Origin of the sequence: Zhongshania aliphaticivorans, assembly GCF_902705855.1 — a bacterium.
Classification (GTDB): Bacteria; Pseudomonadota; Gammaproteobacteria; order Pseudomonadales; family Spongiibacteraceae; genus Spongiibacter; species Spongiibacter aliphaticivorans_B.
In genome coordinates this window covers 159,245-174,247 of record NZ_CACSIJ010000017.1, presented here as the reverse complement: position 1 = coordinate 174,247, position 15,003 = coordinate 159,245, and the positions used below count along the sequence as shown (strand labels likewise).

Genomic DNA, 15,003 nt, shown 5'->3' with positions numbered 1-15,003 from the left:
ACCATTCTAACGTAAAAGTATACCAATTAAATATCCAGCACTGCGCAAGGCAGGTAAAATACCGCGAAATTCAGGGGAATATTGCCGAGTGAGCCGAAATCCAATCCGCCTATGTAATCAACTGCGTATTAATTGCTCGATGCGCGCCGCTGTGTGCGGCTTTTTATGGCTGGCGCTAAATATCACAGCCGTTTATGCCGATGACGTAGACGACTTGCCTGTCGTTAAGCTGGCACCGCATATGCGGACGGAAGGCCATCAAGCTGTATTTGCAAAGCTACCCTGTGACGAAGTGGGAAAAACTGCAGCACAAACCCAAGCTGAGCAGCATGCATTGGCACAGCGCAAGCAAGAGTGCCTTGCTCAGTACCAGCAATTTATTCCAACAAAGGCCCTGCGCTAATGGCTAAGCACCGTGCCATCAACACCTTTAAACCCGCCAAGAAAGTAGTGCCTAAACTGAGTTTGCAAGCCATAGAGCTCACTATTGACAGTTTGGCGGACGATGGCAGAGGAGTTGGCCGTTTTAACAATAAAGTGGTTTTTGTCGCAGATGCTCTGCCCGGAGAAATCGTGCGTGCGCAAATTTGTCGATCGCATAAGCGTTTTGATGAAGCCGAGCTTGCTGAGGTTATTGTCAAATCAACGGATCGCGTAACGCCGATTTGCGATATATATGAACAGTGCGGTGGTTGCCAGCTTCAACATCTACATTACGCTGAGCAGCTTGGGTATAAACGCGCAAGATTAGCAAAAGTTATTAATACCGAGCGTGCCACTTACTTAGAGCCAGCGGTAATTCAAGGCCAAGAAACGCAGTACCGCCATCGCGCGCGCTTGGCTTACGCAAATGGTCAGCTAGGATTTAAAGCAAAGTCGAGTCACGCAATAGTGAGTGTTGAGAAGTGTCCGCTGTTAGAAGCCCCTATTAATACTGCTTTAGCGCAAGCTCGGAAGGCGATATGCCGTTATTTTGGTGATAAGGCGAGCGGCGAGGTGTCATTCAGTGCAGATCGCGATGGCCGTGTTGGTATACGTATTCAAAAAGAAGGCTTTGTTGATTTAAAGCGCAGTGAGCAACTGGCCAATGATATTGATGCGCCGGCATTTTTACACAGCGTGACGGGAAGTAAAGGCCAGTCGTGGATTGGGGCGCACTTACCGCTGCATTATCAAACCCTGGATTCACTCACCTTACGGTATCAGCCGGGGGACTTTACCCAGGTAAATACGACTGTGAATCGGCAGATTATTGAGCTGTGTTTGCGCTGGTTAGCGCCGCAAGCCGGTGAACGTATTAGCGATTACTTCTGTGGCCTCGGTAATTTCAGCTTGGCCTTGGCGAAAGCGGGCGCCCAAGTGCTGGGCTTTGATGCCGGCGAAAGTATGATCGCTAGCGCAAAGCAGCAAGCCTTAGAGGCAAATTTGCCGGTGGAGTATTATTGCGCCGATTTATTTGATGTCGCCGCGATTACTATTCCCGCTGCCTGCCATAAAGTGATTCTTGATCCACCTCGCGCTGGCGCTAAAATCTTGTGCGAACAGTTGGCAGCCAATAAAGCCATAAGCCATATTGTGTATATATCCTGCGATCCGGCGACCTTGGCGCGGGATTTAGTCGTATTGCAGCAGGCGGGTTTTGGCATTGTCGATGCGGCAATGGCAGATATGTTTCCCCACACCCACCACGTAGAAAGCGCGGTGTTTTTGCAGCGCTAATAGCGCAGGACGACGCAGCAAATTTAATTATTTACTACGGCGATATAGTCGTCGGCGTAGCGTTTAATGCCATCAATTTTCTTGGCTAAGTCTTGGGTGTCGCCGTGGTAGAAAGGCCATGGCTGGGTCAAAATATGACTCACACCGCCTTCTGCAAGACGCCTATATGCATCAGGCGTAAACGCATCTGATGGCGTCGCCATTACCGAGAAGGGCGTATTTTCGCGGCCATACTCGCGCCGGTACTGCTGTATTTTCGCTATACAGGCCAAAATTTCCGCACTGCTTTGCAAATCTGTCACCCAGCCATCCCCAATTCTTGCTGCGCGGCGCATCGCCGCCTCGCTAATACCACCTACCCAAATGGGAATATATGCGCTTGGCGCGGGGTTCATTTCTAATGGTGGAAATTGGTAGTGCTTGCCTTGGTACTCGACTAGCTCGCCAGTCCACAGCAGCCGCATAATCTCAATCATCTCGTCAGCACGTTTGCCGCGGGTATGAAAATCTTGCTGAAGCAGCTCAAACTCGTCTTTAGACCAACCCACGCCAATAGCGGGAATCACCCGGTTGTCCGAGATAATAGCGGCGGTACTGATCGCCTTGGCCACCAAAAAGGGGTTGCGCATGGGCAGCACAAAAATATTATTGGTGAATTTGAGATTTTTTGTAATGCTCGCCAAGGCGCCAATCATTACCCAGGGGTCGGGCCAGTCGGTAAATGGTTGCCAGCGTCGTTCGCCGTTTTCTGTGTAAGGGTAGGGAGTGGTAATTTTTTCTGGATTGACCACATGATCCGAAAACGACATGGCTTCCCAGCCGCAATCATCCGCGGCAATGGCTAACTGCTTTAAATCGGCAACACTGCTGAAGGAGGTTGATAAAACAAAGTGCATGGGTATTTCCTATTATTTTTATTAATATCAGTGCGCTAGGGCCAAGCCGTGCTTTTCACAGATGTAATGCAGTAGGCCTTGGCTGGCAATTTCAATTTGAGCAATCACCTGGTCGAAGGCTGAATCTTCACCATAATACGGGTCTGGAATTTGGGTGTTGCCAGCGTGTCCGCAGTAGTCCATTAGCAACTTTATTTCGCCTAGATACCCCCTCGGGGCCCATGCCGTAACATTGGTCAAATTCATACGATCCATGGCCACGACATAGTTGGCCCGGGCGTAATCGGCGTCGTCGATTTGGCGAGCAATTTGATGATCGATGCGATAACCACGGCGTAGCGCGGCGCCTACCGAGCGTCCGTCCGGTGATTTACCAATATTAAACGCAGCGGTGCCGCAGGAATCGACGCTTATTAGCTCGTCTAGGCCAGCCGCGTGCACTAGCTGCTCGAACACGCCTTGGGCGGCGGGGGAGCGACAGATATTACCTAGGCAGACGAAAACAACATGAATGGGCATTGCTATGTAGATTATCCAAGCGATAAATTTATGAGCCTAAAATAGCACTCATAAAAAATCGCGGCATCATCCGTTTGGCGGGTTACACGCGTATTGCTAGTGTTTAGCGATAGGCTAATAAAACCACAAATTTCGAATCGGATTCGATAATGTCGCAGTGGCCAAATAACTTTTTCAGCACAACGTGATAGCCCAAATGGCGGTTGCCCACCACACAGAGCCTTCCCGTTGGCGCAAGATGTTTTACGCTGTCGCGAAACATGGTTTGAGCGATATGGTCGCCCACATGGTGATCTTGGTGGAAGGGCGGATTACACAGGATTAAATCAAATGCCTCGCCGTCGTAGTTCGACAGACAATCGTCAGCACTAAAGTGGATGTTCGCATCGGCGGCAATTGAATTGGCTATCACATTTTTGCGTGCCGAATCGATTGCCAGAAAAGAGTCGTCGAAAAAATGAACACTCGCGTCTGGCCATTTTCGGGCAGCATAAACACCCAGCAGGCCGTTGCCACAGGCTAAGTCTAAGACCCGCTGTGGATGCAATAATTTATCCATGCCTTGCAACAACAGGCGGCTGCCGCGATCCAGCTTGTCACGAGAAAACACATTCGCTCGGTTATGCAATGTTAAATCGTGTTCTGGCAGCGTTATGGTCTTGATGTCATCGTCAATCGCGGTGGATTGCGGCGCGCTTTGCAATTGAATGAGCCGAGATTTTTTTCGGGCTAAGCTCGGTCTGGCGGGGGCAATATAATCAGCAAATGCGGCAACCACATTTTGATCAATATGGCGCGCCATTGCCGCGCCGATAAACCGCTCCGGTAACGAAACTAAAGCTGCCAGATGCTGTAATTGATATTTCAGCAAAGATCGGCTTTTCGGAAGTTTGTATAAAATATAATCAAACGCCCCCTGAGGGATGTCGGTTGCAGGAATAAATTCCGGCGCCTTACGGTGATTGCCTGTGCAGTTTTCATTGGCGGAGAACTGAGCTATCGCGGAGTCTGCCCAAAGGGTGCAGTTGTAGGATGCTAAGGCCGTACATAAACTGCCTTGGCTATCATTAACAATGAGAAAGCGGCTATCTGCTGCAATTTCATTACTAGCAAGGTGATGTAGCAGATATTCATCTGCGGCGTCCCAAGCTTGCAGAGTTTCCCGTTCTCTATGGGGACGGCGGCTGAGCTGTAGCTCGCCAAAGGGCGTATCGAACAAAGCTAGTTGTGGCATCAAACGTCACTAGCCGGTTCAAGTAATAATGCTTGCAAGGCCGTTCGTTCTACTTGAGTAAAACCTAGGGCGGTTTCTATGTAATTGTCGAGGTCTTGGTATTCCTCTTCAATTGTTACAAAGGCTTCACGCAGGTAGTGCTCCTGTACCGTAAACAGGGTGCGGATTACGTCTTGGTTAACTTGGTGCATCGTTTTTTCATGAACGTAATGCACAATATGGTCAACTCTGGCGGCGGTGAAGGTATTAGTTGCGAGATAGTCCTGAACAATGGTGTCATGCGGTACGCCGAGAATACTTAACAACAAAGCTGCACCCAGCCCAGTGCGGTCTTTGCCAGCAGTACAGTGGAATACCTGAGGGTAGCTGTCTTCACTAAGCAGGGCTTGTAACCATTGCTTATAAATAGGCGTGAAGCGCTCGACCATTTCGCGATTCGCCTCAACTAAAAAATGCGCCATATCGTCGGCTGTGACATTTTCTTCGTGTAGCTGCGCGGTAATGCGCTCGATTTGTGCAGCGTCGACGGTAATCGGTAATTCATTGACGGTAATGCCGGCATTCGTGGGCAGCTTATGGGGCGCGTCTTGGCGCTCTTCGTTAGAGCGAAAGTCACTAACTTGGCGAATACCTAATCGTAAAATGTAATTCTGATCTTCATCGCTAAGTGACGAGAGCTTATCTGCGCGATAAACGCGGCCCCATTTAAGTTGACGATTATCAGTGGTGCGATAACCCCCAAGGTCGCGAAAGTTATGCATGCGATCAAACGGTAATTTACGAAACGCCTCTCGCTGCGACGGTGGGAGTAATGCGGGAATAGCCCGAATTTTAGCGGGTATAGACTCGGCGTTAAATTGTGGTGTTGCGTGAATTAAATCTAGTGTATTCATGATATTAAATCTTATATCTCATGTAATAAATTAGGCATTTTCATGCCTTCTCAATATTTATATGGGGCTGACGACTGGCGCGATATTCGCCGGGTGTCATCCCCGTCCATTTTTTAAACGAGCGGTGGAAGGCGCTGGGCTCGTCAAAACCAAGCAGGGCAGACACCGCATTAACTTTCAGCTCAGGTTGGTTAAGCCAGCGTGTGGCGTGCTCTTGGCGTAGCTCATCTTTAAAGCGCTGGTAGGTGGTATCCAAATCTTTCAACCGCCGGCGCAGGGTTCGTACCGACATATTTAATTGCTCTGCCATCACTACCACGCTGGGAAATTCGTGGCTTAAGTCGCTGCCCACAATACGTTTCATTTGTGAAAGCAGGGAGCTGTCATCGTCTTCCTGCGAGACCAATAAGTGATATGGCGCGTTGCGCAGAAATTTACGCAGCGACTCTTCGGTGTGAATGAGCGGGCAATCTAGGCAGTATTCCGCAAGCAAAAATGCGTTGTGCTCGCAGCCAAAACGTATTTCACAGCCGAATAACTGCTCGAAATATTCCGCTCGCTCTGGGGCATCTGCTTGTAAATGAACAGCGATTAAATCTAGCGGTTTACCTATTAGCCACTGACAAAAGCGCCGCCAAATAGCCATGGTGTGAGCTATTGTAGTGCTGGCAGTATCAATATCATCGACTGTGACGAGGTCTATATTCTCAGGAAAACGATAAAGCACCGTGCCGTCGCCTAGGCGTTCAATAGGTTTATTATAGCTGCTAGGTGCCTTGGTGAGGGTGTGGCAAAAGTTGATAAACTCAGCGGCACGACGCAGAGCTTGTTCGAGGGTTTCACAATGAATAATAAACAGGCAGAGCATGCGAAAGCTGCCCGCTGGTGTGCGTTGATCTAAGCCAAGCCCGAAGGATTCATCTTGTAGCAACCACATCACGCGGCGGTAGATCTGGCTGTAATAACGGCCATCGATTAAGGCGCTTAAATCGGCATCTGCTGCCAGTGGGTCTATTGGTAAATCTAAGGATTTTAATAGTTCTTCGCTGTTATAGCCTTGAGCCTCAGCCACTTGAAGCATACTGCGCGCATATTTAAGCGGAACACGATCTTTATGTGACGGGTAGATGTTACGCACGCTAAACCTTAAGTAGTTGAATTTGCGATTAGGGCCCTGTTTGAATGGCTTGGCTTACATCAGGGCAACAAATGAAAGGACAAGAGTTTACCCCGTATTGGATGAAAAATGGACGCTATTACCGTCGTTTTCTTTCCTTGAATACAAACTAGGCCGGTTTGAGATCTTCCCAAAAATGACAGGCGGTAAAATGACTGCCTTCCGGTCGCAGCGCGGGTGGCTGGATCTTACATTGGGCTTGGGTGTGGGCGCAGCGTGTGTGAAAGCGACAGCCTGAAGGTGGCGCTATAGGCGACGGGATATCACCGCCAATTTGGCTGCTCTCCTCAGGTGAACTCCCTAGACGGGGAATAGCGGCTAGCAATCCTTGGGTGTATGGGTGGCGCGCTTGTTGATAGATCGCTTGGGCATCGCCAATTTCCACTATTTGGCCTAAATACATTACCGCGATCCGGTCGCTCATATGCCGAACAACGCCAAGATCATGAGAGATAAACAACATACTTAGATGGAGTTCACGTTGTATTTCTAATAACAAATTCAGTATTTGGGCCTGCACCGACACGTCTAATGCAGAGACGGCCTCATCACAAATCAACACACTTGGGTTTAAGGCAATTGCCCTCGCAATGCCTATGCGTTGCCGCTGCCCGCCAGAAAACTCGTGGGGATATTTACTAGCGGCTGAGCTTGGTAAACCCACCATATCTAAAAGCGCGGCCACGCGTTGGGTGCGGCTGGCACGGTCACCAATGCGGTGAATTAGCAAGGGTTCTTCTAAGATTGCTGATACTGTGTGCCGACTATTCAAAGATTCGAAGGGGTCTTGAAAGATGATTTGCAAAGAACGGCGGTATTCCCGCATGGCTTTATCTGATAAGCCTGCGATATCTTTCCCTTGATAGATAACTTTACCCGCGCTGGGTTTGTGTAGATTTAGGAGTGCTTTGCCTAAGCTACTTTTACCGCAGCCAGATTCTCCGACCAAGCCGAGGGTTTCACCTTTATGCAATTCAAAGCTGACATTATCTACCGCTCTTACCACTGTGCGGTCTCGCCCGAATACGCCGCTGCGCTGGGAGAAATGCAGTTTTAAGTCGCGCACCTCTAAAACCGCCTCGCTCATGAATTGATCTCCTTCCAGCGATGGCAGGCCACGGTGTTTGTATCACTTATATGCTCTACTGGCGGCACGTTGTGGTGACAAAACTCAGCAACGAAGCGGCAGCGATTTGAGAAACGGCAGCCGCTTGGCATACTCTCAATTGCGGGAACTTGTCCTTCTAAAGCGAGCAGTGGCGATTTGGGGGGATGATGGATACCTGGCAGCGCGGCTAACAAGCTCTGTGTGTAGGGGTGATGCGGCGTAGCAAAGACATCGCGGGCCTTGCCGTATTCTGCAATTTTACCAGCGTACATAACCGCAATATGATCACTTACTTGAGACACTAGGGCGAGGTCGTGGGTAATAAATAACATCGCCATACCATTTTTGGCCTGCAGACCCTTTAATAAACGGACAATTTGCGATTGGATTGTGACATCTAACGCCGTAGTAGGCTCGTCTGCAATTAACAGGTCAGGTTCGCAGGCTAAGGCCATTGCAATCATTACCCGCTGTCGCATACCACCAGAGAGCTGGTGGGGGTAGGCTGACAGACGCTCCTCGGGAGCCGGTATACCGACTTCGCGTAGTAATTCGAGCACTCGGTGACGATGGGCGCTGCGGGATTGCTTGGGGAAGTGAATCTGTAATACTTCAATAATTTGTTGCGCGACGGTTTGCACGGGGTTTAATGCTGTCATTGGATCTTGAAAGATAACCGCGATATTTTTTCCGCGAATTTGACGCAGGCGAGGTTGATTCGCAGTGCTAATATTTTCGCCTTTAAATAGAACGCTTCCCTTGCTGCGAGCGGCTTGGGGTTTGGGCAGTAAATCTAAAATTGACATCGCAGTGAGGCTCTTGCCGCAACCTGATTCGCCCACCAAGCCTAGAGTTTCCCCTGCAGCAATATCGAATGAAATGGAGCTGACCAGTTCACGGGCAATGCCATCGTCACCACGTATTGAAACCGATAAATTTTGAACTGACAGCAATCTCATGGTGCTACCGCCCAAGTCTTATCTAAGATCATGATTTTTGGTAGTATTTTGCCGTCAGATTTCGCCTCTAAGGTTGCCTGCTGATCCTCGGTGTCAATCCAAAAAAGTCCGCCGGTGGTGCCTAGAGGATCAAAAACCACGTCGCTGGTGCGGGTGGCGTGGCTAGCCGGTAGTTTTACCCAGCGCCAGAACGCTTCGCGGGTATAGGGCACTTTAAACGTGGGAATAAATGAGCCTTGATCGTGAATCATCTGTTCAACCTCATGGGCTAGCTTAACCCGCGTGGCTTTGTTGGTGGCGGCGCGATAGGCCATTATTTTGGCATCTAAGGTTTTATTGTCGGTATTGGTGATGTTATTTGTTTGCGGCTTATGAGCGTTGTCGGAGTGGTATGATTGCCAGTAACTGGGCGATAAACCGCTACCAGCCCAGCCCATCCATGCGGCCTGATGTTTCTTCTCCATTATCTGCTTAAAGGCGGTAGACATATCCAATAACTGCAATTGGAAATCGATGCCGGCTTTACGTGCTTCTTGAGCAAGAATGACCAATCTATCGTTATGTTCGCTTCTGAAATAGGTGATGCGTATTTTCAGTGGATTGCCGCTTTTAATCCGAATCCCGTCGCTATTTCGTTCGTTCCAACCGGCTTTGTCGAGATACTCTGCCGCTTTCTTAAGATCAAATTTTCGCGCCCGAATTGCGGTATTGGTGTAATCGCCAAAACCATCATGCGCTGTTTCTAAGCGCTCATAATCTCCGTGCAATACCGTGTTTATCACTTTGTCGATATTTAAGGCATGCGCAATGGCATAGCGGACATTAACGTCGTTTAGAAGAGCGGCGTCTTCATTTAAAAACAGCCCGCTGGTGGGTTGTGGTACATCGTTATAAAATTTAATTTTACCGACGTAGCCGTTCTCATAAATATCACCTTGGGCCTTTTTATGCCAAAAGCGCGGCATTAATAAGGGGAAGGTGTCTAGCTCGCCTTTACGAAAATACTGGTAGGCAATGTTGAAATCGCGGATTAGCTTTACGCGAATATGATCTGGATTGTAGCGATATTTAAAATAACGCTTGTCGTTAGCCCACCAGTCTTCTTTACGGGTGAATTCGACATACTTGCCTTTGCGAATTTCGCTAATTTTGTAAGGGCCGGTATTGGGTTCTATACGCCAGTTGTAATCCCTTACCCAATTTTCGTCGAGCTTATGAAAATGTGCGGGCACAGGTGAAACGCTGTATTCAAACAACATCTCATCCTCTGGTTTAGGATTAGCACCCTCAATACCTATTGTGTAGTCATCGTACTTAACAAGATCAGTGATGATTTCACTGAAATAGTTGTTGTACCAGGGCGCCAAAATGAATTTGGAGCGCATAAATTCCAAGCCAAATACGTAGTCATCGGCGGTGACCGGTGTGCCATCAGNCCAGCGCGCGTCAGGATCAAGCTTAAAATAAATGCTGTGGCCGTCATCTCCGAAGGCCCATTCAGTAGCCAGCTCAGGAATGGGGTTTCGGGTGTTGGGATGAATACCAACTAAACTCATATTGTTGGCGCGCATATAGTTTGCAAAGCTGCCATTGGAATCGGGCCCCACCAAGCGTAATGTGAGGGGGAAGGTGATAACAAAGCTCCGGTAGCGACCGCCACGTTTTGCATGTGGATCGGCAAAAATCGGGTCACTCAAATTGGTTTGCCAAACTAAATTGTCGGGCAATTTCTCTGGCAGAGCCTGAGCGCTAATACTAATAACACCCGCGAACGTGACAAATAGACCGAGCAGTAAATTACGCATAGTTAGACTTATTCATAAAAGCTGAATTTTCGTGGATCGTAGGCATCGCGTATTGCTTCGCCAATATAGGCAACCAGCATTAAAATAACGGTCATGGCAGAAACAACTGAGCCTACCAGCCAAAGTGCTTCGAGGTTTTCGGTGCCTTGTTTGAGCAATTCCCCCCAGCTTGATACTGGTGGTGGCAGGCCAAAACCTAAATAGTCTAAGGCGGTAAGTGAGGTGATGCCTGATGCAACCGAGAAGGGTACAAAGGTCACTAAAGTAGACACACTGTTTGGCAATATGTGCCGAAACACAATCCGTGGCCCCGACGCCCCTAAAGCGCGGGCGGCCATCACATAATCTCTGGCGACTTCTTTATAGGTGGCGGTTCGCATATACCAGGTCATACTGGTCCAGCCAAAAAATGCCATGATGAAAAGCAGCGTCCAAAACCCTGGGGTAATCACCGAGGCGACTATCATGATGACGTACAAAAATGGAATATTGGACCAAATTTCAATAATACGCTGAAAGAAAAGGTCGAAGGCGCCTCCCCAAAACCCCATCATGCAACCGATGGCCACACCCACCGAGTAATTAAAAAACAAAAGTAAGAGCGAAAAAATTATCGCCGTTCTAAAGCCATAAATAAGGCGTGCAGCCACGTCTCTGCCACTGGTGTCAGTACCAAGGTAATGCCGAGTATCGACGGATGGTGCGTGGGGTGGGAAATCACCGGCAATTAAATCCGTTTCAAGGGGGCTGAAAGGAATTGGGGGCATTAATATCCAGCTGTTTGGATCTTCAATTAAACCAGCCTTTAGCTCTCGATAATTAACTTCATAGCTGTAATCTAGCCCGAAGTCCTTGCCGGAAAGCACATCGCCATAAATCGGGAAATGCCACTGCCCATGATGCACGACAAGTATGGCGCGATTATTCGCAAACATCTCGGCACCAAAACTACACAGGGTTAATACCAGTAATATCCATGCGGAATAGTAGCCGCGACGAGATTGACGAAATCGCTGCCAACGCTTTTTAGCAACGGGGTTTTTAAATACATTCATGCGCCATGACCTCCGCCAAAGCGAATACGGGGATCAACTAGGGCTACACATATATCCGATAATATATTACCTAGTAAATACAACAGCGAGGAGATCACTAATATCCCCATTACGATGGGGTAGTCTCGTTCGATGATGGCTTCGTAGCCAAGGAGGCCAATGCCGTCAATGTTAAAGATCGTTTCAATGAGGAACGAACCACCTAAAAGCAGGGAGATGTTGCTACCAAACGAGGTCGCCACCGGAATTAGGCTATTGCGAAGGGCATGTTTGCGCACGCTTTCGCTTCTGCTCAAACCCTTGGCTGCAGCTGTGCGCATATAGTCCGCAGATAAATTGTCCATCAGCGAGTTTTTCATCATCAGCGTGGTCACCGCAAAGCTACCCGCTAGGTAGGCAATTAGGGGTAGCACGGCGTGACTGAATATATCTTTTGCCTTTCCCCAAGCACTAAATTCATCATAGTTGTCGCTAATAAAACCGCCTAGCGGAAACATATCCCAATAGCCCGCAAACAGGGAAATCAAGGCAATACCGATAACATAGCTGGGTAGGGCATAGCCTAAAAATACCACTGCGGAGGACCAGCTATCGAGGGTGCTGCCGTGGTACATGCCTTTAGCTAGACCCAGTGGAATACAGACTGCGTAGGTTAAAACCAAGGTGCTGAGGCCATAAAAAATGGAGATTGGAAAGCGTTCTTTAATAATCTGCCATACTGGATCTTGGTAGCGGGTTGAAAGCCCCAAATCAAACTGCAGGACTTTTTTAAGCCAGATCACATAGCTCGATAGCATGGGTTTATCAAAGCCGTAATACCGTTTCAATTCCTCCATTTGTTCGTCTGAAAGTGTACCGCCGCCTTGGCTGCGGTGCAGCGAGCCGGTCTCGCCACCTAGCTGAACTTGGGTCATCAATCGTTCAATTGGACCGCCAGGAACCACGCGAGTAATGGCAAAAACCAATAGGGTGATTCCGATAAAGGTGGGGATAATTAATAAAAAACGGCGAACAAAATAGCCTGTCATAAACGCAATTAAAACCTGAAGAAAGCGAAGAGGCTATACTATATCAAAACGCCGTTAAAGATCGGCGTGTGTGATATCGACATACAGCGTTAAGGATTGCCCAGGACGTAAGTATTGACTGGTTTTAATCGAATTCCATTCAAGTATATCGCGTATGCGAAGGTTGAATCGGCTAGCAATCACCGAGAGTGAATCACCGCTGCGGACTTTATAGCCAACTTTACGAATGATCCCTTTGTCGGACTTTTGTGGCGCCTTTCCCCACACAATCAATTTTTGCCCAGGTTTTATTAGGGAAGCGGTAGAGAGGTTATTCCACGCAAATATCTGCTTGCTGCTAACGCCGTACTTACTCGCGATACCACTAATTGTGTCACCGCTAGCTACTTTGTACTCAATGCGCGAGGCATCGGTAGAGGCCAAACCGCGATTCAAATCCTTTAGCGGAGAAACACCATTGCCAGCGTCGGGAATGAGTAGTTCTTGGCCAATCTGTAAAACGTCACTATCAAGCTGATTACTGGCTCGCAAAGTCGAAACATCAACATGGTGGCGCCGAGCGATCGCTACAAGGTTATCGCCATGTTGAATTTTATAACGCTGCCAGCGGACCCTATCTCGTGGGGGGATTTTCTGTAATCGGGTAGTAAACTCTTTGGCTTTAGCCTGAGGAATTAATAATCGGTGCGGCCCTTCTGGCGCTGTCACCCAGCGATTAAACCCTGGGTTAAGACGGTATAGCTCATCAACACTAATTTCAGCTAATTTTGCCGCTTGGGCTAAATCAAGCTGGCTGCCAGTATTTACCGTAACAAAGTGTGGCTGATTAGGCACTGACGGCAGCGTAAGGTTATAGGAGGCGGGATTTTTGAAAATCTTCACCAATGCCAGCATCTTAGGTATATAGTTTCTGGTCTCTTTTGGTAGTTTCAGAGACCAAAAATCCGTAGGTAATCCTTTCTTTTTGTTCTTGGTAATTGCTTTGTTTACGGTGCCTGCGCCGGCATTGTACGCGGCTAGCGTTAGCAACCAGTCGCCACCGAAGCGTCTATTTAAGTCCGTAAGGTAGTCGAGGGCTGAGTCCGTTGCCGTAATAACGTCACGACGCCCGTCGTACCACCAGTTTTGATCTATACCTAAATGCTTTGCCGTGTTGGGGACAAATTGCCACAAACCAGAGGCGCGACCATGTGAATACGCGAAAGGATCATATGCGCTCTCGACGAAAGGCAGTAAAGCCAGATCGGCTGGCATATCACGTTCTTCTAAGTTTTCTAAAATATAGTAGATATAGCGGGCGGCACGTTTGCTGATATTAGCAAGGTAGTATGAGTGTTCGGCATACCATTCTTCACGCTCTTCTACGGCTGAATTTCGTCCTAAGGCACCGAAGCGAAGATCCGACGCTAGCCGAGGCCAAACTTGGGAATGTTTTTGTGAGGGGCGAGTAACTGCTCTATTAGCGGCAGTCGTTGGCTTCGCCGTAGCGACTTTTGTGGGTATAGCGTTACTTTTTTGTACTGGAGGAACTTTGCCGATTTTTGCGGTTTGTACATTACTTCGCGGTTTGAGCTTTAGGCCATCTAGTGTTTCTTTTGCGGGATCACTTCCGTTTTTTTGGCGTTCTACCACTTCTTGATATTTGCATAGTTTGGAGTTTTTGTTTTCACTTCGGTCGCAGTACACTTGGTCGTGTTTAGCACGGGCATTGCGTTGCTGCGGCGTTTGGGCACACGCCGCCAGCAGTGATATCAGCACTGCACCAAAAACGAGCTTATTAAGGTAGCTACAGGTTGTTGTCATTATCAATATATTCGTTAACGTCGTTCAAAAGTTATCCTTCCATGCGCGTAGGTTTGCAAAAATATCGTTATCATTCCAATACTTAAGCCCTGCGTGTGCGGCTACTCGCTCTTGTACGTCTGTATTATCCGTTCTTAAGAATGGATTTGTCAGCAATTCGAGTGCCAGCTTAGAGGGGACAGTGGGTATATTATCGTCTCGTTGTGCCTGCGCTTCCTCAAACCGAATAAGTAATTCACGGTTGTCTGGCTCTACCGCGCGGGCAAATCGAAGGTTATTCAAGGTATATTCATGTGCACAATAGACAGCTGTATTACCCGGTAAAGCTTGGATTAGTCCGAGTGAACTAAGCATTTGTTCCGGAGTGCCTTCAAAAAGTCGACCGCAACCGCCAGCGAAGAGGGTGTCGCCACAAAATATTACGGGAGCGGATGGCGCGTTTTCTAGGTAGTAGGCTATATGATCAAGCGTGTGCCCAGGAACCGCTAAAACCTGAAAGGAATGGTCTAGCAGAGTAATACGATCATTGTGTTTAAGGCGATGGCTTATGCCTTTGCATTGATTTTCTGGCCCGTACACGGGAATATTAGGGTAATGCTCGCATAGCAACTCAATGCCGTTTACGTGGTCGTAGTGGTGGTGTGTAATAATGATTGCAGACAGCTTTAAGTCCATTTCTTTTAAGTACTGTAATACAGGCGCAGCGTCGCCAGGATCGACAATGATAGCCTCTCCGTGACGTGCGACACACCAGATATAGTTGTCGCTAAATGCAGAAATGGGTGATATTGACAGCATAATCATTAT

At 48.3% G+C, this 15,003-nt stretch carries 14 protein-coding genes; 2 read left to right on the top strand and 12 right to left on the bottom strand.

All coding sequences use genetic code 11. The features are described 5' to 3' along the window. Nucleotides 1-88: 88 nt before the first annotated feature. A complete protein-coding gene (locus GVJ32_RS17535) occupies nucleotides 89-403 on the top strand; it encodes a hypothetical protein (RefSeq protein WP_159241371.1) in 315 nt (104 codons plus the stop codon). Continuing rightward, nucleotides 403-1,719 (top strand): 23S rRNA (uracil(1939)-C(5))-methyltransferase RlmD, encoded by a 1,317-nt coding sequence (rlmD, locus tag GVJ32_RS17530; RefSeq protein WP_159241370.1) that lies wholly within the window; start codon nucleotides 403-405, stop codon nucleotides 1,717-1,719. Before GVJ32_RS17535 ends, rlmD begins: the two co-directional genes overlap by 1 nt. Before the next feature lie 23 nt (nucleotides 1,720-1,742). Here rlmD and GVJ32_RS17525 read toward each other — a convergent pair whose 3' ends face one another. The 12 genes from GVJ32_RS17525 to gloB form a co-directional block, all read right to left on the bottom strand. Then, a complete protein-coding gene (locus GVJ32_RS17525; RefSeq protein WP_159241369.1) occupies nucleotides 1,743-2,615 on the bottom strand; it encodes an LLM class F420-dependent oxidoreductase in 873 nt (290 codons plus the stop codon). 27 nt (nucleotides 2,616-2,642) lie between these two features. Continuing rightward, nucleotides 2,643-3,134 (bottom strand): low molecular weight protein-tyrosine-phosphatase, encoded by a 492-nt coding sequence (locus GVJ32_RS17520; protein WP_159241368.1) that lies wholly within the window; start codon nucleotides 3,132-3,134, stop codon nucleotides 2,643-2,645. 103 nt (nucleotides 3,135-3,237) lie between these two features. Beyond that, nucleotides 3,238-4,368, bottom strand: a complete 1,131-nt coding sequence (locus tag GVJ32_RS17515) for a class I SAM-dependent methyltransferase (RefSeq protein ID WP_159241367.1) — start codon at nucleotides 4,366-4,368, stop codon at nucleotides 3,238-3,240. Beyond that, nucleotides 4,368-5,261, bottom strand: coding sequence for a tyrosine-protein phosphatase (locus GVJ32_RS17510; RefSeq protein ID WP_159241366.1), 894 nt, complete (start codon nucleotides 5,259-5,261; stop codon nucleotides 4,368-4,370). The genes GVJ32_RS17515 and GVJ32_RS17510 overlap by 1 nt, the downstream gene beginning before the upstream one ends. A 40-nt stretch (nucleotides 5,262-5,301) precedes the next feature. Continuing rightward, nucleotides 5,302-6,399 (bottom strand): AraC family transcriptional regulator, encoded by a 1,098-nt coding sequence (locus GVJ32_RS17505; RefSeq protein ID WP_159241365.1) that lies wholly within the window; start codon nucleotides 6,397-6,399, stop codon nucleotides 5,302-5,304. Between the two features lie 148 nt (nucleotides 6,400-6,547). Next, complete coding sequence (locus GVJ32_RS17500) at nucleotides 6,548-7,525, bottom strand: ABC transporter ATP-binding protein (protein WP_159241364.1); 978 nt, start codon at nucleotides 7,523-7,525, stop codon at nucleotides 6,548-6,550. Further along, nucleotides 7,522-8,505 (bottom strand): ABC transporter ATP-binding protein, encoded by a 984-nt coding sequence (locus GVJ32_RS17495; protein ID WP_159241363.1) that lies wholly within the window; start codon nucleotides 8,503-8,505, stop codon nucleotides 7,522-7,524. The genes GVJ32_RS17500 and GVJ32_RS17495 overlap by 4 nt, the downstream gene beginning before the upstream one ends. After that, nucleotides 8,502-10,061: an extracellular solute-binding protein gene (locus GVJ32_RS17490; protein ID WP_435808095.1), complete on the bottom strand. Its 1,560-nt coding sequence runs from the start codon at nucleotides 10,059-10,061 to the stop codon at nucleotides 8,502-8,504. The genes GVJ32_RS17495 and GVJ32_RS17490 overlap by 4 nt, the downstream gene beginning before the upstream one ends. Before the next feature lie 257 nt (nucleotides 10,062-10,318). Beyond that, nucleotides 10,319-11,365, bottom strand: coding sequence for an ABC transporter permease (locus tag GVJ32_RS17485; RefSeq protein WP_159241361.1), 1,047 nt, complete (start codon nucleotides 11,363-11,365; stop codon nucleotides 10,319-10,321). Further along, the gene (locus GVJ32_RS17480; RefSeq protein WP_159241360.1) at nucleotides 11,362-12,393 is read right to left on the bottom strand and encodes an ABC transporter permease subunit; all 1,032 of its coding nucleotides are present in this window, start codon (nucleotides 12,391-12,393) and stop codon (nucleotides 11,362-11,364) included. Before GVJ32_RS17480 ends, GVJ32_RS17485 begins: the two co-directional genes overlap by 4 nt. 54 nt (nucleotides 12,394-12,447) lie before the next feature. Next, nucleotides 12,448-14,196 (bottom strand): lytic transglycosylase, encoded by a 1,749-nt coding sequence (locus GVJ32_RS17475; protein ID WP_159241359.1) that lies wholly within the window; start codon nucleotides 14,194-14,196, stop codon nucleotides 12,448-12,450. Between the two features lie 24 nt (nucleotides 14,197-14,220). Continuing rightward, entirely contained in the window at nucleotides 14,221-14,994 is a 774-nt protein-coding gene (gene gloB, locus GVJ32_RS17470; protein WP_200841467.1) for a hydroxyacylglutathione hydrolase, read from the bottom strand. Nucleotides 14,995-15,003 lie beyond the last annotated feature (9 nt).

Excerpts from the sequence above, each read along its gene's own strand:
- GVJ32_RS17515 (WP_159241367.1), bottom strand. The coding sequence starts at position 4,368 with ATGCCACAACTAGCTTTGTTCGATACGCCCTTTGGCGAGCTACAGCTC.
- GVJ32_RS17495 (WP_159241363.1), bottom strand. The coding sequence starts at position 8,505 with ATGAGATTGCTGTCAGTTCAAAATTTATCGGTTTCAATACGTGGTGAC.
- GVJ32_RS17480 (WP_159241360.1), bottom strand. The coding sequence starts at position 12,393 with ATGACAGGCTATTTTGTTCGCCGTTTTTTATTAATTATCCCCACCTTT.
- GVJ32_RS17520 (WP_159241368.1), bottom strand. The coding sequence starts at position 3,134 with ATGCCCATTCATGTTGTTTTCGTCTGCCTAGGTAATATCTGTCGCTCC.
- GVJ32_RS17500 (WP_159241364.1), bottom strand. The coding sequence starts at position 7,525 with ATGAGCGAGGCGGTTTTAGAGGTGCGCGACTTAAAACTGCATTTCTCC.
- GVJ32_RS17510 (WP_159241366.1), bottom strand. The coding sequence starts at position 5,261 with ATGAATACACTAGATTTAATTCACGCAACACCACAATTTAACGCCGAG.
- GVJ32_RS17485 (WP_159241361.1), bottom strand. The coding sequence starts at position 11,365 with ATGAATGTATTTAAAAACCCCGTTGCTAAAAAGCGTTGGCAGCGATTT.
- GVJ32_RS17525 (WP_159241369.1), bottom strand. The coding sequence starts at position 2,615 with ATGCACTTTGTTTTATCAACCTCCTTCAGCAGTGTTGCCGATTTAAAG.
- rlmD (WP_159241370.1), top strand. The coding sequence starts at position 403 with ATGGCTAAGCACCGTGCCATCAACACCTTTAAACCCGCCAAGAAAGTA.
- GVJ32_RS17475 (WP_159241359.1), bottom strand. The coding sequence starts at position 14,196 with ATGACAACAACCTGTAGCTACCTTAATAAGCTCGTTTTTGGTGCAGTG.
- gloB (WP_200841467.1), bottom strand. The coding sequence starts at position 14,994 with ATGCTGTCAATATCACCCATTTCTGCATTTAGCGACAACTATATCTGG.